General features: G+C 67.7%; 20 protein-coding genes, 1 tRNA gene and 1 pseudogene. 11 read left to right on the plus strand and 11 right to left on the minus strand.

Features of this window, described 5'->3' with window-relative positions:
• Positions 1–135: 135 nt before the first annotated feature.
• Positions 136–396: a hypothetical protein gene (locus L8K25_RS06440; protein WP_242138077.1), complete on the plus strand. Its 261-nt coding sequence runs from the start codon at positions 136–138 to the stop codon at positions 394–396.
• 66 nt (positions 397–462) lie between these two features.
• Here L8K25_RS06440 and L8K25_RS06445 read toward each other — a convergent pair whose 3' ends face one another.
• Positions 463–927, minus strand: coding sequence for a VOC family protein (locus L8K25_RS06445; RefSeq protein WP_242138078.1), 465 nt, complete (start codon positions 925–927; stop codon positions 463–465).
• Between the two features lie 374 nt (positions 928–1301).
• On the opposite strand from L8K25_RS06445, the gene L8K25_RS06450 reads away from it, so the two are divergent.
• The gene (locus tag L8K25_RS06450; protein WP_242138079.1) at positions 1302–2159 is read left to right on the plus strand and encodes a serine hydrolase; all 858 of its coding nucleotides are present in this window, start codon (positions 1302–1304) and stop codon (positions 2157–2159) included.
• A 105-nt stretch (positions 2160–2264) separates the two neighbouring features.
• Here L8K25_RS06450 and L8K25_RS06455 read toward each other — a convergent pair.
• Positions 2265–2351 (minus strand) — tRNA-Leu (locus tag L8K25_RS06455).
• Between the two features lie 123 nt (positions 2352–2474).
• On the opposite strand from L8K25_RS06455, the gene L8K25_RS06460 reads away from it, so the two are divergent.
• Positions 2475–3857, plus strand: coding sequence for an MATE family efflux transporter (locus L8K25_RS06460; protein ID WP_242138080.1), 1383 nt, complete (start codon positions 2475–2477; stop codon positions 3855–3857).
• Here the strand turns inward: L8K25_RS06460 and L8K25_RS06465 are convergent.
• Positions 3808–4629: a zinc-ribbon domain-containing protein gene (locus tag L8K25_RS06465; RefSeq protein ID WP_242138081.1), complete on the minus strand. Its 822-nt coding sequence runs from the start codon at positions 4627–4629 to the stop codon at positions 3808–3810. The two genes, L8K25_RS06460 and L8K25_RS06465, sit on opposite strands and share 50 nt — an antisense overlap.
• Before the next feature lie 212 nt (positions 4630–4841).
• Here L8K25_RS06465 and ftsE point away from each other — a divergent pair, with 212 nt between their 5' ends.
• The 4 genes from ftsE to L8K25_RS06485 are packed head-to-tail and all read left to right on the plus strand — an operon-like array spanning position 4842 to position 7679.
• On the plus strand, positions 4842–5549 hold the full coding sequence (ftsE, locus tag L8K25_RS06470) for a cell division ATP-binding protein FtsE (RefSeq protein WP_242138082.1): 708 nt from the start codon (positions 4842–4844) through the stop codon (positions 5547–5549).
• Entirely contained in the window at positions 5546–6439 is an 894-nt protein-coding gene (locus L8K25_RS06475; protein WP_242138083.1) for an FtsX-like permease family protein, read from the plus strand. Before ftsE ends, L8K25_RS06475 begins: the two co-directional genes overlap by 4 nt.
• Positions 6436–6972: a YdcF family protein gene (locus tag L8K25_RS06480; protein WP_242138084.1), complete on the plus strand. Its 537-nt coding sequence runs from the start codon at positions 6436–6438 to the stop codon at positions 6970–6972. Before L8K25_RS06475 ends, L8K25_RS06480 begins: the two co-directional genes overlap by 4 nt.
• Complete coding sequence (locus L8K25_RS06485; protein ID WP_242138085.1) at positions 6969–7679, plus strand: 1-acyl-sn-glycerol-3-phosphate acyltransferase; 711 nt, start codon at positions 6969–6971, stop codon at positions 7677–7679. The genes L8K25_RS06480 and L8K25_RS06485 overlap by 4 nt, the downstream gene beginning before the upstream one ends.
• Positions 7680–7905: 226 nt before the next feature.
• Here L8K25_RS06485 and L8K25_RS06490 read toward each other — a convergent pair whose 3' ends face one another.
• Positions 7906–8814, minus strand: coding sequence for a prephenate/arogenate dehydrogenase family protein (locus L8K25_RS06490; protein WP_242138721.1), 909 nt, complete (start codon positions 8812–8814; stop codon positions 7906–7908).
• 105 nt (positions 8815–8919) lie between these two features.
• On the opposite strand from L8K25_RS06490, the gene L8K25_RS06495 reads away from it, so the two are divergent.
• The 3 genes and pseudogenes from L8K25_RS06495 (at position 8920) to L8K25_RS06505 (ending at position 11087) form a co-directional block, all read left to right on the plus strand.
• Positions 8920–10035, plus strand: coding sequence for a homoserine O-acetyltransferase (locus tag L8K25_RS06495; protein ID WP_242138086.1), 1116 nt, complete (start codon positions 8920–8922; stop codon positions 10033–10035).
• Positions 10032–10664, plus strand: a complete 633-nt coding sequence (metW, locus tag L8K25_RS06500; protein ID WP_242138087.1) for a methionine biosynthesis protein MetW — start codon at positions 10032–10034, stop codon at positions 10662–10664. Before L8K25_RS06495 ends, metW begins: the two co-directional genes overlap by 4 nt.
• A 28-nt stretch (positions 10665–10692) precedes the next feature.
• Positions 10693–11087: pseudogene (locus L8K25_RS06505) on the plus strand (response regulator).
• Between the two features lie 3 nt (positions 11088–11090).
• Here the strand turns inward: L8K25_RS06505 and L8K25_RS06510 are convergent.
• From L8K25_RS06510 to L8K25_RS06535, 6 genes are all read right to left on the minus strand, one after another.
• On the minus strand, positions 11091–12614 hold the full coding sequence (locus tag L8K25_RS06510; protein WP_242138088.1) for a PAS domain-containing protein: 1524 nt from the start codon (positions 12612–12614) through the stop codon (positions 11091–11093).
• A gap of 32 nt (positions 12615–12646) precedes the next feature.
• Positions 12647–13198, minus strand: a complete 552-nt coding sequence (gene ssb / locus L8K25_RS06515; RefSeq protein WP_242138089.1) for a single-stranded DNA-binding protein — start codon at positions 13196–13198, stop codon at positions 12647–12649.
• A gap of 29 nt (positions 13199–13227) precedes the next feature.
• Positions 13228–15090 carry a ferrous iron transporter B gene (locus L8K25_RS06520; RefSeq protein WP_242138090.1) on the minus strand — a complete coding sequence of 621 codons (1863 nt, stop codon included), beginning with the start codon at positions 15088–15090 and terminating at the stop codon, positions 13228–13230.
• A gap of 14 nt (positions 15091–15104) precedes the next feature.
• Positions 15105–15377, minus strand: coding sequence for a FeoA family protein (locus L8K25_RS06525; RefSeq protein WP_131533015.1), 273 nt, complete (start codon positions 15375–15377; stop codon positions 15105–15107).
• A 369-nt stretch (positions 15378–15746) separates the two neighbouring features.
• Positions 15747–16448, minus strand: coding sequence for a COQ9 family protein (locus L8K25_RS06530; protein ID WP_242138091.1), 702 nt, complete (start codon positions 16446–16448; stop codon positions 15747–15749).
• A 9-nt stretch (positions 16449–16457) separates the two neighbouring features.
• A complete protein-coding gene (locus L8K25_RS06535) occupies positions 16458–17378 on the minus strand; it encodes a DMT family transporter (protein WP_242138092.1) in 921 nt (306 codons plus the stop codon).
• Between the two features lie 54 nt (positions 17379–17432).
• Here L8K25_RS06535 and L8K25_RS06540 point away from each other — a divergent pair, with 54 nt between their 5' ends.
• Positions 17433–18521 carry an alkene reductase gene (locus L8K25_RS06540; protein WP_242138093.1) on the plus strand — a complete coding sequence of 363 codons (1089 nt, stop codon included), beginning with the start codon at positions 17433–17435 and terminating at the stop codon, positions 18519–18521.
• A 325-nt stretch (positions 18522–18846) separates the two neighbouring features.
• Here the strand turns inward: L8K25_RS06540 and L8K25_RS06545 are convergent, their stop codons facing one another.
• A complete protein-coding gene (locus tag L8K25_RS06545) occupies positions 18847–20220 on the minus strand; it encodes a cytochrome P450 (RefSeq protein WP_242138094.1) in 1374 nt (457 codons plus the stop codon).
• Positions 20221–20262: the final 42 nt, after the last annotated feature.

Consider the following 20262-nt stretch of genomic DNA (forward strand, 5'->3'; position numbering starts at 1 on the left):
CATCGGGGCGCATCGGGAGGATGCCGGTGCTGTCAAAGAGCCCGGCGGGACAATAGCAGGGGGGTGGCTTGTAGGACAGCCAGGGGGGTGGAAACGCGCTCTTGCGGCGGGTCGCGGCAGCAGCAATGATGCTGCATGAACCCTTGGTCGTTATTCGCAGCTACCTTCATCGCGGGCGTGTTGGCGCAAGTGATCTTCCCGCGGCATCGGTGGGGTGCGGCGGTCTTCATCGCCATTGTCCCCCTCGTCATTCTCACCGCCACGATCTGGTGGGACGTGTGGGCCCATGACGCGCTTTATGCGGTCGGCTATCTCGTCGGCCTGTTCATCTGTTCGGGCGCATCCATCTTGAGCCTGTTGGCAGTGGAGGGAGGAAGGCGTGCGCTCGGCAAGTAGCGCGAGTGTCTGCGATCGCCTTCCAGACCTGGCCATTTCCGAAAGGCCATAGCCGGCCAGAAGACCCTATTGCGACGCGGGTTTGGCGTTGGGTTCCCACAGCTCGATCTTGGTCCCATCCGGATCGACGATCCACGCGAACTTGCCGCTGGGGTCGCTGTCGTCGCGCTTGAGGATGGGAACGCCCTTCGCTTGCAACCGACCGAGGAACGCCGCGAGATCGTCGACCGCGAAGTTCAGCATGAACTCGCGCGTGGAAGGGGCCAGGTAACCGGACGCTTCCTCGAACACGTTCAGGGTCAGGACGGGCGGGTGGTCCGGCGCGTCATAAGGCAGCAGCACGCCACCCCAGGATTCGACCTTGATGCCGAGCACGTCGCGATACCAGGCCAGCAGCGCTTTCGGGTCTTTGCTCCTGAAGAAGATCCCACCGATGCCGGTGATCCTTCCGGGCGGCTCTGCCGATACGGACATGGGCGTCAGCGCGGCCAGAACGGCGGCGACGGGTAGTAGTCTGCGACTGATCGACACACCCTTGCCTCCTGCGCATTCTGTCGCGGCATGCTACAGCAGAACCGCGCGCAATCCCATGCCCGCGAGCGGTCGGTCGCCTGGCGATCAGGTCGTGGCGCTCGGGCCGCATCCGCGCGGCGACCGTTCGCGCAGGGGGTGTTCCCTGGATGGCTGGCGCGTCGCGGGGCCACGTTCATGCTCAGGGCCTGGCCGACGGGCGTTCCCTACCCCTCCCGCCCGTCCACGGTTCCAGGATCCACGCCCCGACCCGCTTCCCATCCGCCGCGCGTAATCTGGCGTTGGCTGCGCGGCGCCGGCGTGCAACACGTCGCATTCAGGTTTTTCAGTTTATCAACAGCCCGTCGCTGAAGGACAACACGCAAGGACGATCGATGCGCGTACCCCTGCTTTCCCGCCTGCTTCTCTCAGGTATCGCCGCAAGCCTCCTGATCCCGGCACCGGTGGCCGCCAGTTCGCCCGAGCTCGTCGGGCTGGAGCGCGAGCTGAGCAAGCTGGTCGCGGAACGCTCCGGCGAATATGGCATTGCCGCGCTCGACCTGCGCGATGGAACGACCGTTGCCGTCAACGGCGACATCCCGTTTCCGATGGCGAGCACGGTCAAGCTCGCCATCGCCGCTGCCTATCTCGCCGAGGTCGATCAGGGTCGCCACAGCCTCGGCGACATGATCTATGGCCGTCCCGCGGCGAAAGTCCTGGAGCTGATGCTGGTCCGTAGCGACAACCAGGCGGCCGACCAGCTGCTCGCCACGCTCGGCGGGCCCGCCGCTGTCCAGCAATGGCTGTGGTCGCACAAGATCCTCGGTATCCGGGTGGACCGGACGATCGCCCAGCTGCTGCGCGAACGTGGCCATCTTGCCGACAGCAAGGATGTTGCCACCCCGGTCGCGATGGTAGCGTTGCTGTACAAGCTCGACAACGGCACCGTGCTGACCGCGCAGAGCCGGGGCTTCCTGTTCGAACTGATGCGCCGATGCGAGACGGGTACGCGCCGTATCCGCGCGCTTCTTCCCGCGGGCACGCTGGTGGAGGACAAGACCGGCACGCTCGACGGAGTGACCAACGACGTGGGGATCATTACCATGCCCGATGGCCGCCGCGTGGCCGTCGCGGTGTTCGCGCGCGGGGGACGCGATCGCCAGCCGGTCATCGCGCAGGTGTCGCGCGTGATCTACGACCGCTTTGCCGACAGCGTCCGCAACGCCCTGGCGCTGTTCCTGCGCATGCAGTGAGCCGCGCCAGGTCGACCGGATTCGCGCGGGCGATCGCGACGACCGTCGTCACGACATAGAGGGGTGGCCCCCGAAAGGGTCCGTTGCACATCTGCATCTGGAAAATGGTGCGGCCGAGAAGACTCGAACTTCCACGGGCTTTCGCCCACAACGACCTCAACGTTGCGCGTCTACCAGTTCCGCCACGGCCGCACGTAACATCACCGGGCAAGCCCGGCAGCTGGTAGGCGAGCGCCCCTAGCAAAGCTATTCGGGCTGCGCAATGGCTGTCGTCAAAGCCTTTCGCATTTTGTCCCGGCCCGGTAGCAGCGCTGCATGACCATGGCGCGCCAATCCATCCTTGAGGAGACGCGCCGGATCCTGGCGCTGGCGTGGCCGGTGATGCTCACCAGCCTCAACTGGACCATCCTGAGCGTCACCGATATCGTCGTGGTCGGGCTGACCGGCACCGATCAGGTCGCCGCTTTCGGCGCGAGTCGCGCGCTCACCTTCATCACCATCGTGGCGGGGCTGGCGTGGCTGTCGGGGGTGCTGGTGTTTACCGCGCGGGCGGATGGCGCGGGCGAACTGCGGCGGACCGGCGCGACGCTGCGCGAAGGGCTGGTGCTGGCGGGGTTGCTGGGGCTGGCGGGGGCGTTGGGGTTCGGGCTGTACGCCGCGCCGTTGCTGGCGATGATCGGCGTTGCGCCCGCGCTGGTCGATCCGGCGGCGGCGGTGGTCCGGGTGATGGCGCTCGCCTATCCGGCGCAGATGATCAGCATCGCGGCGAGCTTCTTCCTGGAGGGGATATCGCGGCCGCGGCGCGTCACCGTCGTCAACCTGGCGACGCTGCCGATCAACGCGCTGCTCGCCTGGGCGCTGGCGGACGGGCACCTTGGCGCGCCCGCGCTGGGGGCGGTGGGCGCGGCGGCGGCCACCGCGATCGCGTCTCTGCTGGGGGCGGCCGGCATGCTGGCGGTGGCGTGGACCACGCGGGACGCGCAGGCGCGCGAGATCCGGGTGATGACGCTGTCGGCGTGGCGCGCGGCGGTGCCGGGCGCGGTGCGGCTCGCGCGGTTCGGCGCGGTGCCGGCGATCGCCTCCGGGCTCGAGCTCGCGGGGTTCTCGATCCTGATCGCGCTGTCGACCGACCTTGGCCCGGTGACCGCGCACGCCTTCCAGATCGTCTTCTCGCTGCATAACGTGACGTTCGGCGCGGCGGTCGGCCTGGCGTCGGCGGCTGGGGTGCGGGTCGGCAATGCGATCGGCGAGGGGCAGCCGGCCCGGGTGCGTTTCCGCGCGCTGATCGCGGCGGGGCTGGCGGCGGGCGTCACGGGCCTATTGGCGCTGGGGATCCTGCTGGTGCGCGGGCCGATCGTCGGGGCCTTCCCGGCGGCGGCGGGCGTCCATGCCGCCGCGCTGGCGATGTTGCCGGTGTGGGTGCCGTTCATCCTGTTCGACGGCGTGCAACTCGTGTTCGTCTATGCGCTGCGCTCGCTCGGCGACCAGATCGTCGCGGGAGCCAACAGCATCCTCGCCTTTTTCGTCGTGACGGGGGGCCTCGGCTGGATGTTCGTGACGCACGGCGTCGGGCCGCTCGGGCTGGTCTATGCCTCGGGACTGGGAATGGTCGCGGCGACGATCCTGCACGGCGCGCGGTTCCTGTGGGTCAGTGCTGCGGCTCGCCCGAGAAACTCAGCACCAGATCCTTCGCATTGACCGGCACGTCGAGCTTCGCGCTGTTGAACTCGACGCGCCCCTTCGGCGGAAGCGAGGTCGCCTCGGGGCGGATCGTCCAGCTGAAGACGATGCGTTGCTGCGCATCGCGCAGGTCGGCGCGAATGTCGGGGACGGGCTGGCGCGTGTCGGTGGGGTTGAGCACGGTGCCGCTGATCGCGAAGATCTCGTTGCCGTTATAATCATGGCGGTCGACCGGCCGGTTGACGATCTTCAGCGGGGTTTCCACCGCCGGGTGGAACAGCGTGCTGGCGGTGCGCGGGGCCCCGGTCGACACGATCGCGGCGGTCGCGCCGATCATCGCGAGCCCCGCGATCACCGCGGCCAGCGTCCAGCGGCGCACGCTGTTGCGGCGCGGGCGAAAGGGCGGGCGGTGCGCAAAGGCATCGTAATCGCCATAGGTCGGGCGCGCCGATTCCGATACGATGAAACCCTGCGCCTCGCCCGCAATATCCGCACGCGAGTCCGGCGCGGCGGGGATCGGCGGGGCCAGTGCATTGGGCAGCGCACCGGCGATCGTTCCGGTTGGCGGCTTGGTTGGCGTCCCGGCGGGGGGGCGGGCGTGGCGCGCCTCGACGCGAGCTTCGTCTTCGTCTTCCTCTTCCTCGATCGGCGCGTCCAGTTCCAGCGCGGGCAGCGGCGCCTGGAACCAGCTATGCTTGCAGCTTGCGCAGCGCACGGTGCGGCCGTCCGGCCCGATCGCGGTGTCGGGAATCACGTAACGGGTCTGGCACTCGGTACATTCGAGAATCATCGGGGCAATTCAGACGGTAAGGGCGGACGGTCGCGGCGGCATATCGCAGGATACACCAGCCGGGGCGTCCGCGGTGTCCCGGGAAACTACGCTGTCCTTGGCCCCGGTGGCAAGGGGCCGCCAACAGGCGCGAACCTGCGCGCTTGTCGCGGCGCAAGGGATCGTGCGATGCAGGGGCGGGGCACAGACAAGTAGCGGGTAGCGCACGCCGCATGGCGAATATCGTTCAGTTCGAGAATGTGGGGCTTCGCTACGGCACGGGGCAGGAGACGCTGAGTGACGTCAGCTTCACGCTGTTGCGGGGTGCCTTCTATTTCCTGATCGGCGCGTCGGGCGCGGGGAAGACGTCGCTGCTGAAGCTGCTGTACCTGTCGCAGCGTCCGACGCGCGGCAGCATCCGGCTGTTCGGCGAGGATGCGGTCACGCTGCCGCGCACCCGGCTGCCGGGCTTCCGGCGGCGGATCGGCGTGGTGTTCCAGGATTTCCGGCTGGTCCCGCACCTGTCGGCCTATGACAATATCGCGCTGCCGCTGCGCGTATCGGGCGTGCCCGAGCGCGACGTCGCGGATCCGGTGCGCGAGATGCTCGCCTGGGTCGGGCTGTCGGACAAGATCGCGGCGCGGCCCCCCACCCTGTCGGGCGGCGAGCAGCAGCGCGTCGCGATCGCGCGCGCGGTGATCGGCCGGCCGGAGATCCTCGTCGCGGACGAACCGACCGGCAACGTCGATCCCGACATGGCGGAACGGCTGTTGCACCTGTTCGATTCGCTCAACCGGCTGGGGACGACGGTCGTCGTCGCGACGCACGATTTCCAGACGCTCGGTCGCATCCCGCATGCCCATATGATGCGGCTCGAGAAAGGACGTTTGCTCGATCCGACCGGTTCGCTGCGCTTCCCACCCCCCGGCAAGTCCGCATGAGCGGCGGCTTGATCGCCTCCAAGGCCGACCGGCGGCTGCTCGACGACCGGCGCGGCACGCGCGTGATGCTGTGGGTGATGGCGATCATGCTGTTCCTGACGGTGCTGGCGGCGGCGCTGGGGCTGGCGACGCTGGGGGCGGCGGCGCTGCTCGACCGCCAGCTTGCGGGCCGGCTGACGGTGCAGATCGTCGCGCCTGCCGAGGGCGTGCGCACGCGCGAGGCCGCGGCGGCGCTTGTGGCCCTGCGGCGGCTGCCCGAGGTCCGGCGGGCGGCACCGGTCGATCGCGCGCGGCTTGCCGAGATGCTGCGCCCCTGGCTCGGCGCGGACGGGGCGGACCCCGACCTGCCGATCCCGGCGATGATCGACGTCGACCTGTCCAGCGGCCGCGCAGCCACGGTGCAGCGCGTGACCGCCGCGGTGCGGACCGCCGCACCCAGCGCGCGGATCGACCGGCAGGAAAGCTGGATGGCGCCGGTGCGGACCGTCATGGCGATGCTGACCGGGCTGGCGGGCGGGCTGGTCGTGCTGATGGCGGGGGCGACCGCCGCGGTCGTGATCCTCGCCGCGCGCGCCGGGCTCGACACGCACGGCGACACCATCGCGGTGCTCCACATGCTGGGTTCAACCGACGTCCAGGTCGCGCGGTTGTTCCAGCGGCGGATCGGCGTGGATACGCTGATTGGCGGATTGCTCGGCATGGCGGTGGCGGTGGGCGTGGTCGCGTTGATCGGCGCGCAACTGAACGCGCTGGAATCGGATCTCGTCGCGGGGTTGACGCTGGGCACGCGCGACTGGGCGATCCTGGCCTGCCTCCCGCTGGCCTTTGCCGTGCTGGCGACGCTGTCGGCCCGCCTGTCGGTGCTCGCGGCGCTGCGGCGGGTATTGTGATCCTCCGCCTGATCGCCGTGCTCGCGCTGCTGTGGGGCGGCGGGTTCGCGCTGTTCCTCGCCACCATGCCCGCGCCGGTGAGCGGACCCCGCACCGATGCGATCGTGGTGCTGACCGGATCGTCGGGGCGGATCACGCGCGGACTGGCGCTGCTGCAGGATCATGCGGCGAAGCGCATGCTGATCAGCGGTGTCGCGCCCGCGGTGAAGCCCGGCGAACTGGCACACGAATATAAAGTCAGTCCCAAGCTGTTCGCCTGCTGCATCGACCTTGGCCATGAGGCGGTCGATACGCGATCGAACGCGGACGAAACCGCCGATTGGGTGCGCGAGCATGGCTATCGCTCGGTGCGGTTGGTGACGTCGGACTGGCATCTGGCGCGCGCGCGGCTCGAACTGGTCAACGCGCTGGACGGCGACGCGACCGTGATCGGCGATGGCGTTCCCAGCAGCCCGCGCTATGCGGTGCTGATCGCCGAGTATAACAAATTGATTCTGCGCCGCGTGGCGCTGCTGGTCGGGGCGGCGACATGATCACGATGCGCAATCTGCTGTTCACGATCATCTTCTACGGCGGCTCGGTGCCGATTGTGCTGACCTCGGCGATTTCCGCGCTGTTCGGCTGGAAGGCGATGGTCGCGCACACCCATTTCTGGACCCGCTTCCACGGCTGGACGACGCGACACATCCTCGGGATCGACCGGCGGATCGAGGGACAGTGTTTCGCCGATGGACCGGTGATCTACGCCGCCAAGCACCAGGCGATGTACGAGACGCTCGAGCTCGGCCGGATGCTGCACAATCCCGCGATCGTGATGAAGCAGGAGCTGACCGACATCCCGGTGTGGGGCTGGGCCGCCAAACGCTACGGCGTGATCGTCGTCGACCGCGAGGCGTCGGCCGGCGCGCTGCGGCGGATGCTGCGCGAGGCGCGGGTCGCGCTGGCGGCGGGACGGTCAATCCTGATCTTTCCCGAGGGCACGCGAGTCACGCCGGGCGAGCAACCCGAGCTGAAGGCGGGCTTTGCTGGCCTGTACCAGATGCTCAGGATCCCGGTGGTGCCGATCGCGATCGACAGCGGGCTGGTATGGCCACGGCAGGGGCCGCATCTGCCAGGCACCGTGACGTTCCGCTTCGGCACGCCGATCCCGCCCGGCCTGCCCCGCGCCGAGGCCGAGGCGCGGGTGCATGCCGCGATCAATGCACTGGAGCGACACCAGGCGATTGCGCCACGGGGGTGAGTCGCGTTGCCCCTCCCGGCACCCCGGCGCAGGTCGGGGCGGCGTAATTACCTGGGCGTGCCGGCGCGGTCGAGCGCCGTATCGCCGGTTGTCCGGGCAACGTGGCGGCCCCGGCCTGCGCCGGGGTGACGGGAGGGCGACTTTCGCAGAGATCCCGCCTGCGCGGGCATGACGGAAGACGGGGGCTGGCCGCTGCGTTCCGCGGCGCAGACGCAAGGCCCGCGCGCTATTCGTGCGTCCGTCCGAAGTCGGGGGCGGGATCGTCCTGCCCCTGCTCGATGATCCCGCGTCGGATCGCGCGTGTTTTGGAAAAGAGGTCGAACAGTTCGTCCCCCTTCCCCCAGCGGATCGCACGCTGGAGCGCGGTGAGGTCCTCCGAGAAGCGTTGCAGCATGTCGAGCACCGCCTCGCGGTTCGCGAGGAACACGTCGCGCCACATCGTCGGGTCGGACGCCGCGATCCGCGTGAAATCGCGAAAACCGCCTGCCGAATATTTGATCACTTCGGACTGAGTCACTTCCTCCATGTCCGATGCGGTGCCGACGATCGTATAGGCGATCAGGTGCGGCAGATGACTGGTGATCGCGAGCACGCGGTCGTGATGGTCGGGTGCCATCATCTCGATCTCCGCGCCCAACCGCCGCCAGAATTCGGCGACGCGTTCGACCGCGAGCGGATCGGTCCCCTCGGGCGGGGTGATGATGCACCAGCGCTTGTGGAACAGCGTGGCGAAGCCCGCCTCGGGGCCGCTGCGCTCGGTCCCCGCCACCGGGTGCGCCGGAACGATCGTCGCGCCGGGGAGCGCCTCGCCCAGCATGCGGACGACCTCGGCCTTGCAGCTGCCGACATCGCTGACGATCGCTTCCGCCGGCAACTCCGCCGCGAATTCCGCCGCTGCGGCCCCCATCGCCCCGACCGGGACGCACAGGATCACGAGATCGGCGTCGATCACCGCCGCGCCACCGCTGTCCGCGACATCGTCGAACAGGTCGATCCGCGTCGCGATCGCGCGCACGTCGGCGTCCGCGTCATAGCCGGTCAGCCGCACCGTGGGCATGGTCGCGCGGACCGCGCGCGCGATCGACGATCCGATCAGGCCGATACCGATGATGGTGACGCGGGCGAAGGGCAACATGGCCTGCGGCATGGCGGATCGATTCGGCGAAGGCAAGCACGCCCCCCGCCGCCCGACCCTCGCGCCGCTTGAACCCAGCCCGCCACGCGCTTATCCGCTGGCGGCATGGACGACACGCGCTTTGGGCTTGCCCGCCACGTCACGCTGCCGGGGCCCTTGCGCCTGGATGGCGGCGGGCTGCTCTCGCCGGTCGAGATCGCATACGAAACCTATGGCACGCTCGATGCCGATCGTTCCAACGCGATCCTGATCTGCCACGCGCTGACCGGCGACCAGCATGTCGCCTCGCGGCATCCCGTCACCGGCAAGCCCGGCTGGTGGGAACGGATGGTCGGCCCGGGCAAGCCGGTCGATCCGGAACGGCATTTCATCATCTGTTCGAACGTGCTGGGCAGCTGCATGGGCTCGTCCGGACCCGCGACGGTCAACCCCGCGACCGGCGTCCCGTGGGGGATGAGCTTCCCCGTCATCACGATCCGCGACATGGTCCGCGCGCAGGCGATGCTGCTCGATCATCTCGGGATCGAGACGCTCGCGGCGGTCGTCGGCGGGTCGATGGGCGGGATGCAGACGCTGAGCTGGCCCGCGACCTTCCCCGACCGGGTCCGCGCGGTCGTTGTCATCGCCTCGACCGCGCGGCACACCGCGCAGAACATTGCCTTCCATGAAGTCGGGCGCCAGGCGGTGATGGCCGACCCGAAATGGCGCGAGGGGGCCTATTATGCCGAGGCCGATCCGCCCGCGGCGGGCCTCGCGGTCGCGCGGATGGCGGCGCATATCACCTATCTGTCCGAGGCCGGGCTCACCGCCAAGTTCGGGCGGCGGCTGCAGGCGCGCGACGCCAAGAGCTTCGGGTTCGATGCGGATTTCCAGATCGAAAGCTATCTGCGCCACCAGGGGATCAGCTTCGTCGACCGGTTCGACGCCAATTCCTATCTCTACATTACGCGAGCCATGGATTATTTCGATCTGGCCGAGGAGCATGGCGGCCACCTCGCCAACGCCTTCCGCGCGACCAGGGCGCGCTTTTGCCTGGTCAGTTTCGATACCGACTGGCTGTACCCCACCGCTGAATCGCGCGCGATCGTCCACGCGCTCAACGCGGCGGGCGCGCCGGTCAGTTTCGTCGAATTGTCGAGCCCGTTCGGGCATGACGCGTTCCTGCTCGAGGCGCCCGAGTTGAATCGCGTCGTCGATGGTTTCCTGAGGGCCGGCGCATGACGCTCCGCCCCGATCTCGCGATCATCGCCGACCGGATCGAGCCCGGGGCACGCGTGCTCGACGTCGGCTGCGGCGACGGCGCGCTGATGGCCGCTTTGCGCGATACCAAGCGGGTCGATGCGCGCGGGCTCGAACTCGATGCGGGCAATGTCGCGGCGGCAGTGTCGCGCGGCCTGTCCGTGATCCAGGGCGATGCCGACGTCGAATTGGCCGAATATCCCGACGCCAGCTTCGACTATGCGATCCTCAGTCAGACGCTCCAGACCGCGCGGCATCCCGATGTCGTGCTCGATCATCTGCTCCGGATCGGCCAGCGCGCGTTCGTGTCCTTCCCCAATTTCGCGCACTGGCGGGTACGGTTGTCGCTGTTGTGGGGCGGACGGATGCCGGTGACGCGGTTGTTGCCCGAACAATGGTTCGATACGCCCAACATCCATCACGTTACCGTCGACGACTTTCGCGCCTTCGTGCGAACGCGAAACATTGCGGTCGAAGGCGCGTGGTTCTTGTCAGGAGACAAGCAAACCACGTCCGCAGCAGCGAATTTTCGCGCGGAGCATGCCGTATTCCTTCTTCGATCCGGCGAATTGTCGGAACCAAAGCCTTTGACTCGGGGTTCGAAGCTTTAACTTACATTATGTAGATCGTGTTCATCTTATGTCCCTGCCAACCGCCTTGATCGTGGAAGACGAGATTTTCGTCGCGCTCGACCTGGAGCGGATCCTGATGCGGGGTATGAAGTGAAGGCGATCGCCGCCGACAAGCTCGGCGCGCTGGATGCGGCGCAGGATTGCAGCTTCGCGCTGGTCGACATCAATCTGCGCGACGGGGCGACCGGGCCGGAACTCGCGCGGCAGCTGACCGACCAGTTCGGCCTGAAGGTCGTGTTCGTCACCGCCAATCCGGGCCAGATCGCACACCCGAGTGGTGCGGTTGGTTATGTCCGCAAGCCCTTCAGCGAATCCGCGATCCTGACCGCGGCTGCGGCGGCGACCGCAGACGACGACATGCCGCTGATGATGATGAACAGTGATTTCGTCCGGCTGGGATGACGCCTAGCCGCGGCTGAGCGCCGCGCGCGAGACTTCGATGACCACGCGCAGGCCATCCTCGGCCCAGTCGTGCACCACCGTACCGCCCAGCTGGCGGCTGGCGCTCAGATCGATCAATTGCGCCCCGAAGCCCAGGGTCTCCGGTTGGCGCACCTTTGGACCGCCGTCCTCCTGCCAGACCAGGACGATGTCGCTGCCGTCGATCAGACTGGTGACCGTCACCGAGCCCAGATCGTTGGAAAGCGCACCATATTTCGTCGCGTTGGTCGCCAGCTCGTGGAACAGCAGGGCAAGCGGCGTGGCCGACCGGTCGTCGATCGGGACATCCGCTCCACCCACGCTGATGCGGGCCGCGTCGACCGCCTGATAGGGCAGGAACAGCGCATCCAGCAGGCCGTGCAAGCTGGTCTGTGCGACGTCCGGGCGCGACTTGGCGCTATGCGGCCGGACGAAGTCGTGGGCCCGCCCCAGCGCCGTGACGCGGTGGCGCAAATCCTCGGCGATCGGCCGGAACTCGGGGCGCGAGCGGGCGGCGAAGGTGATCAGGCCAGCGATCACCGCGAAGATGTTCTTGATCCGATGGCTCAGCTCCTGCGCGACCACCTCGCGCTCCTCGCTGGCCAACTTCTGTTCGTGAATGTCGGTGCAGGTGCCGATCCAGCGGGTGATCTTGCCCGCCCTGTCGGTCATCGGCAACGCGCGGCCGAGCGTCCAGCGATAGGTGCCGTCCCGATGGCGCAGGCGATATTCGATCTGATACGGTTCGCCGGTCTCCAGCGACTGCCGCCAGACGCCCCAGGCGCGCGCCTGATCCTCCGGATGGAAGATGTCGTTCCAGCCATCGCCATCGGTCGACCCCGCGGGCATTCCCGTGAACTCGTACCAGCGCGCATTGTAATAATCGTGGAAGCCATCCGGCAACGTCGACCAAACCATCTGCGGCATGCTGTCGGCGAGGGTGCGGAATCGGCTTTCGCTGTCGGCAATCGTCGCGCGCGAAATCGCGCTGGCACGACTGTCGCTCAGCCGGTTGAGGACATCGTCGGCCAGCACCTTCAGCCCCTGGCGCTGGAAATCGGTCAAGCCATCGCGCGGCTCGCGCGCGATCACGCACAGCGAGCCCAGCGGGATCCCCGCCTCGCTGACCAGCGGAACGCCGGCGTAGAACCGGATGCCCAACTCGCCGGTCACCAACGGATTGTCGGCGAAGCGGGGGTCCAGCCGCGCATCCGGAACGACCATGATGTCGTCTTCCACCATCGCATGCGCGCAAAAGGACGTTTCGCGCGGCGTTTCGCTGGGACCGAGCCCGGTGCGCGACAGGAAGGTCTGGCGGCTCAGCTCCACGATGCTGACGAGCGCGATCGGCGCGTCACACAGGGCGGCCGCAAAATCGGTGATCTTTTTCAGCGCGAGATCGTCCCGCAGCGTCTCGATCCGATGTTCGGCGATCGCTGCGGCACGGACACCTTCGTCGATGCGCCAGCCGTTGCCGATCGGCGCATCAACAGACAGGATATTGGTCATAGGTTAACGGAACGCAGCACACCCGGTTCGGTTCAGAACGGAACGTCGTCATCGAGATCGTCGGCGAAACCACCGCGCGCCGCGCCGCCGCCCATGCCGCCGCCGCCGCCCGCTGCACCGCCCCGGCTCGCGCCGCCCCGGCCGCCGCCGCCGCCGTAGCCGCCACCGCCCGAACCACCGCCGAAGTCATCCCGCGCGCCGCCACCGCCGCCGGCACCACCGCCCGCACCCGGCGCACCGTCGAGCATCGTCAGCACGCCGTTGAAGCCCTGCAACACGATCTCGGTCGAATAGCGGTCCTGGCCTTGAGCATCCTGCCATTTGCGCGTCTTGAGCGCGCCCTCGATATAGACCTTCGAGCCCTTGCGCAGATAACGCTCGGCGACGCCGCCCAGCGCTTCGTTGAAGATCGCGACCGAATGCCATTCGGTCTGCTCCTTGCGCTCGCCGCTGTTCTTGTCCTTCCAGCTTTCCGACGTCGCGATGCGCAGGTTGACGACCTTGCCGCCGTTCTGGAAGCTCTTGCTTTCGGGATCGCGGCCGAGATTGCCGACGATGATCACCTTGTTGACGCTGCCCGCCATAGTCTCAAGTCCCGCTGCTGTGGGGCTCCTTAGAGCCCGAGTCCTATCGCGGCCCAGTAGACCGCCCCCGCAGCGATGTAGGCGAGCGCGAACAAATAGCCAACCATGAAGGCGGGCCACTTCCAACCGTTGGTCTCGCGCCGGGTGACGGCGATCGTGGAAATGCATTGCGGCGCGAACACGAACCACATCAGGAAGGCGAGCGCGGTCGGCAGGCTCCAGCGCGCGTGGAGCGTCTGCGCCATCTTCGCCTCGCTCTGCTCGCCCGCGGTATCGATGGCATAGACCGTGCCGAGCGCCGCCACCGCGACCTCGCGCGCCGCCATCGCGGGGATCAGCGCGAGCACGATGTCGCGGTTGAAGCCGATCGGTCGGAATGCCGGCTCGATCCCGTTGGCGATCCGCCCGGCGATCGAATAATTGACCGCCGAGACCGGGCTCCCTTCGGGCGGCTTGGGGAAGCTCAGCAGCGCCCACAGGATGATCGTCGTGAAGGCGATCGTCGTGCCTGCGCGCTTGAGGAAGATCTCGGCGCGGCTCCACAGCCCGATCGCCAGATCGCGCGCGCGCGGCATCTGATATTTGGGCATCTCCATCATGAAGCCCGAGGATTCGCCCTTGGTCACGGTGCTGCGCAGCACCAGCGCGACGACGAACGCGCCGACCACCCCCATGATGTACAGCCCGAGCATCACCAGCCCCTGCAACCCGACGAACGGCAGCACCTTGGTGTTGGGGATCAGCGCGCCGATCACCAGCGTATAGACCGGCAACCGAGCGGAACAGGTCATCAGCGGCGCGACGAGGATCGTGGTCAGCCGGTCCTTCTCGTCCTCGATCGTGCGCGTCGACATGATCCCCGGCACCGCACAGGCGAAGCTCGACAGCAGCGGAATGAACGCGCGGCCCGACAGCCCGACGCTCGCCATCACCCGGTCCATCAGGAAGGCGGCGCGGACCATATAGCCGCTCGCCTCGAGCACCAGGATGAAGAAGAACATGATCAGGATCTGCGGCAGGAACTTCACCACCGCGCCGACCCCCGCGATGATCCCGTCAGTGATCAGCGAGCGCAGCACCGAATCGGGCATCACGTCCTTGACCAGTCCGGACAGCCAGTCGAACCCCGACGCGATCGCATCCGCGGGCGCGGCACCCGCGAAGAACACCGCCTGGAACATCGCGAACAGGATGACGAACAGCAGCACCAGCCCGAAGATCGGGTGAAGCGCGACCGAATCGAACGCATGGCCCCAGCGGCGCGCGGGCGCCTCCGCCACGGTCGCCGCGGTCGCGATCTTCCGTGCGCGGCGTTGCAGGGTGACGATGTCCTCGCCGATCGCATGGTTGCTCGGGCGCAGCCGGATCGCGGCATCCGCATCGACGATCGCGGCGACCAGCGTCTTGAGTTCCTCGAGCCCGCGCCGCCGCACCGCGACGGTGGGGACGACCGGCACGCCCAGTTCCTCGGACAGCTTCTTGGGGTCGAGCGTCAGCCCGTCGCGCTCCGCCAGATCGAACATGTTGAGCGCGACGACGACAGGAAGGCCGAGCGCGATCAGCTGGAGCGTGAAGCGCAGGTGATTGTCGAGGTTGGACGCGTCGACCACCACCACCAGCGCATCGGGAAGTCGCTCGCCGACTTGCGTCCCCGTCACGACGTCGCGCGTGACGCGCTCATCGGGGCTCGAGGGTTCGAGGCTGTATGCGCCGGGCAAGTCGACCAGGTCGACGATCCGGCCATCGGGCAGCGCGAGTCGTCCCGAATGCCGCTCGACCGTGACGCCCGGATAATTGCCGACCTTCTGGCGCGCGCCGGTCAGCGCGTTGAACAGCGCGCTCTTGCCGGCATTGGGATTGCCGACCAGCGCCACGAGGGGCGTGGCGGTCATCGTAATGGGGTCACTTATTGCGTGACGGGCGAAACGAAGATCGTGCTGGCAACGGCGCGACGCAGCGCGACGGTCATGCGGCCGATCCGGCACGCGATCGGTCCCTTGCCGAGGCTGGCGCGGTGGAGCACCTCGATCCCGACGCCTTCATCGAACCCGAGCTCGCGCAGACGGCGCGCTTCGGGAGTCGACAGATGCGCCCAGTCGATCGCGGCAACCGTCGCGACCTGCCGATGCGGCAGCGATTCGAGGCTCAAGGGCAGCTTCACGGGATTGGACATATCCATGATGCGAGTGATTATCAATAACGCGAGGACAACGCCAGCACTAAATGCGAGCCATTCGCAGTTTGTCGCATCCGGCCGGCAGGATGGCGCAGGAGGCGATCGACACCCCCGTCACCCCGGCGAAGGCCAGGGCCGCCATGTCGGGATTCGGAACCGCCGTCCCGCGACCAACGTAGCGGCCCCGCCCTGCGCGAGACCTCTGTGAAAGTCAGCTTTTGGACCCTTATTTGCTGTTTTCCCGCGAAGGCGGGAATCCAGGGCCAAGCAAAACAACACCTTAAAGCTCTCGTGACTCCTGGGCTCCCGCTTTCGCGGGAGAACAATTGTGGTTTCGCAAGTGGTCTCGCGCAGGCCGGGGTGGCCGCCGAATCACACCGCGGGGTAGCGCAACCGCCCGATAAACCGCGACAGACTCGGGCGCAGTTCGGACTGGCTGACGATCCGGCTCTTGATCCGCTCGAACCGCATGATCCCCCAAATCCGCCGGGCAAGGAACGCGCGCGTATCCGCATGCCCCTCGCTGTCGTCGTCGAGGAACACGGTGACGGTCGCGGCATAGACCCCGGAGAGCAGCGTGCGCTTGGTATAATGGTTATAGTCGGTCGCGGTGTCGCCCGCCGCGCGCCACATCACATCGGCGGCATGCCACCCGAGCTTGACCCCGCGCACCGCATTCTGCGGCAGCGCCAGGATCGCCAGCGCCCGCCGCAAGGCCTCGCGATTGGGCGCGACGATGTCGAGCCGTGCCTCGACCAGCGCGGGAATCCGGTCGCGCACCTTCATCATCGTCAGCCGCGCCTGCGGCAGGCGCGCGAGCATCTCGGCATCGACCTGCGCGAACCACGCCTCGATCATGTCGACGGCACCACCCGGAAACGCCAGCCGCGCGACGTCGCGATCGACCCCCGCCTGGTCCGCCGCCATGTCGCGCGCGGCATCGCCCCAGCCATCGAACCCGGCATTGTCCGCGATGGACGGCGCCAGCGCCGCGCGGATTTCGTCGAGCGTCGCATCGGCGAGGCGGTTGACGGGAACGGATGCTGGAACGGGGAGCGGGATCGGATCGGCCATGCGCCCTATCTAGTCGCGTGCGCGACGGCTTACCAGCACCAGCGCGACCGCGACGAGCGATGCGCCGAACAGGTCCGCCAGCCCCAGTTTCTCGCCATAGACGCTCCAGCCGATCGTCGCCGCGACCATCGGCTGCACCAGCAGGGCGAGACCGACGACGAGCGGCGGCAGCTTGCCGAGCGCAAAGATCATCAGCCCCTGCCCGATCACCTGGCTGACCAGCGCGAGCCCGATCAGCGGTCCCCAATGGGTCGGCCACATCTGTTCGCCGAGCGCTTGCGCGAAGATCAGCAGCGGCAGCACGCTGGCCATCGTCGACAGCGCCAGCGCGGGGATCGGCGCCAGCGTCGTGCGCGCGCGCGCCATCAGGATGAAATAGGCGGTGTAGAGCACCCCCGCGAGCAGGCAGAGCATATCGCCGGCCAGATGCCGCGAATCGAGCTGGTAGGAGCGCCCCATCAGCAGGATCGCCCCCGCCGTCGCCAGCGCCAGCGCGATGCCCTGGATCCGCGTCGGCCACGCGCGCGCGACCAGGAAGCCGTAGATCGGGAACATCAGGATCGCGCAATTGCCGAACAAAGTCGCATTGGCGAGCGTGGTCCGCAGGATGCCGAGGTGCCAGCTTCCCAGGTCCGCCGCGAAGCAGATGCCGCCGAGCGCGATCATGCCCCACAACAGGCGCGACAGATTGGCGCCGTTCGCGCCGAACGGTCGCCACCCCGTCGCCAGCGCGGTTCCGGCAAGCAGCGGCGCCGCGAGCGTAATGCGCCAGAACGCCGAGGACACCGGCCCGACATCGGCAAGCCGGACGAACCACGGCCCGAACGCGAGCGCGACGTTGGCGAGGATCACTGCGACGATCGCGAGCGCTGTCGGCTCAGGCGGTTTTTGGGCGGCGACAGTTTTTCTTTCGGGGGAGCGCGGATGCATGTCGCCGTGTAGCCTCCTATCTGTGCTGCGTCACAGCAAAAGGACCTTGTGCACATGCCCAGCCTGTTCGATCCGATCCAGCTCGGCGCGATCCACGCGCCCAATCGCATCCTTATGGCGCCGCTGACGCGCGGTCGGTCGACCAAGACGTTCGTCCCGACCGAGATGATGCAGGACTATTACGAGCAGCGCGCGAGCGCGGGCCTGATCATTACCGAGGCGACCGGGATCAGCCGCGAGGGTCTGGGCTGGCCGTTCGCACCGGGCCTGTGGAACGACGAGCAGGTCGAGGCGTGGAAGCCGATTACCGATCGCGTCCATGCCGCCGGTGGCCGGATCATGGTGCAGCTGTGGCACATGGGCCGCCAGGTCCATTCCTCGGTGATCGGCACGCAGCCGGTGTCCTCCTCGGCGACCGCGACCGCGGGCCAGGCGCACACCTATGAGGGCAAGCAGGACTTCGAGACCGCGCGTCCGCTCGAACTGTCGGAGATTCCGCGCTTGATCGACGATTACGCGCTGGCGACTCGCAACGCGCTCGCCGCCGGGTTCGACGGGGTGCAGATTCATGCGGCCAATGGCTATCTGATCGACCAGTTCCTGCGCGACAACGCGAACTTCCGCGAGGATGCCTATGGCGGCCCGATCGAGAATCGCATCCGCCTGCTGCGCGAGGTGACCGAGCGGGTGGCGAGCGTCGCCGGTGCCGATCGCACCGCGGTGCGCCTGTCGCCCAATGGCGACTCGCAGGGTGTCGACGACAGCAACGCGACCGGCCTGTTCACCGCCGCCGCCAGGGTGCTCGACGAGATCGGCATCGCCTTCCTCGAACTGCGCGAACCCGGCCCGAACGGGACGTTCGGCCGGACCGACGTGCCCAAGCAGTCGCCCGAGATCCGCAAGGTGTTCAGCAAGCCGCTGGTGCTCAACTCGGATTACATGACCGTCGCGGAGGCGCAGGCCGTCCTCGATTCGGGCGTGGCCGATGCGATCGCCTTCGGACGGACGTTCATCAGCAACCCCGACCTGCCCGAACGCCTGCGCACCGGCGCGCCGCTGGCGAAGGACGACGCCAGGACCTGGTACAGCCAGGGTCCGGAGGGGTATATCGACTACCCCGCGTTGCAGAAGGCGGACGCGTAAGCGTTACCTGACGACCGCCACGCGAGTGATGGCGTGGCGGTCCCTTCCCCAATACCGTCATCGCCGCGCAGGCGGGGATTCATAGCGGCTGACGGTGCCAGGTACATCAGACGTCCGAGACGAGTTCTGCCTGCGCATGGCCTCTGCAAAACCATAGCTGTTCTCCCGCGAAGGCGGGAGTCCAGGGGTTGCAAGAACTGCAAGCCGTCGGTCTGCTCGGCTCTGGATTCCCGCCTTCGCGGGAAAACAGCGGATACTGCGTCCGTAACCCATCTTTCGCAGGGGGCTGGCCTCCGCGCGAATGACGGACTTGGGGGACGGGGAATTACCCCAGCTTCACGAACCGCAGCGGCAACCCGTCCTTCGGCCGCGGGATCGGCCAGGCCTGCCATTCCGCCCCCGACCCCGCCTCGAGCTCGATCCGATACCGGCTCAGCAGCTGCGTCAGCAGGATGCGGATCTGCATCGTTGCAAAGTGCAGCCCGAGGCACATGTGCGCCCCGCCCCCGAACGGCACCCAGGCATATTTGTGCCGCGCCCGGACCGCGTCCGGCGTAAAGCGCAGCGGATCGAACCGCGAAGGCTCGGGCCATAGCGCGGGCATCATATGGGTATAGGCGACGCTGACGCTGACCGTGCTGCCCGCCGGGATGTGATAGCCGCCGAAATCGAAATCCTTGATCGCGCGCCTGGGCAGCGATGGCACCGGCGGAATCATCCGCAGCGCTTCCTTGAACGCCATGTCGGTCAGTTCCAGCCGGTCGAGCTGGCCATAGGGCAGCGCGCCGTCGTCGTTGAGCCCGAGCCCGGCGATCTCCGCGCGCAGCTTCTCCTGCCATTCGGGATTCTGTCCGAGCAGCATCACGAGGCTCGTCGCCGACGAGGTGATCGTGTCATGCGCCGCCATCATCAGGAAGTTCATGTGATCCGCGATCGCATCGGCCGACAGCGGCTGCCCGTCATCCCCGGTCGCGCGACAGAATTGCGAGAAGAAATCCTGCCCGTCGCCCGCCCGCCGCGCCGGAATCTCGCGCTTGAACAGGTCGACAAGATAGGCGCGCGCGCGGACCCCCTTGCGCATTTGGGTGCCGGGGAGGGGAATGCGGATCGGCGTGATCGACGCCTGAACCTCGTCGACGAACGCCTGGTTGATGCGGTTCGCCTCCTCCCCCAGCGGCATCCCGAGGAAACTCTCGGCGGCGAGATCGAGCGTCAGTTCCTTGATCGCATCGTAGAAGCGCAGCGGCCGATCGCTCCAGGTCGCGACTTCGCGCGCGATCCCCGCATTGAGCGTCTCGGCATAATGCCGCATCGGTTCGGGCTTGAACGCGACCGCCATCACCTTGCGGTCGGCGCGGTGCTTTTCGAAATCCATCAGCATCAGCCCGCGCGGGAACAGCAGGTTGAGCAACGGCCCCCAGCCCTGTTCCGACGAGAACACGCGGTCGCGGTCGAACAGCACCAGTTCGTTCGCGTCCGCGCCGACCAGCGTCACGGTCGGGCCGCCGAACGCATTGTTGCGGAACACCGGGCCATAGGTCGCGATCATCCGCCGCCCGAACGCCCCCGGATCGCGCAGCATGCGGAAGGTGTTGCCGATGAAGGGAAGCCCGTCCTCACCGGGAATCGCGCGGATCGCGGATTGCTTCTGGCGCGGCAGCCAGTGCGGATTGGCCTTGAACGTGTGGGCGTATGCCATCGTGTCGCTCTCCCCGCTTATTGACACCGGTATAAGTAAGCG

The sequence above is a fragment of the Sphingomonas sp. TREG-RG-20F-R18-01 genome (assembly GCF_022662475.1).
Taxonomy (GTDB): domain Bacteria; phylum Pseudomonadota; class Alphaproteobacteria; order Sphingomonadales; family Sphingomonadaceae; genus Sphingomonas.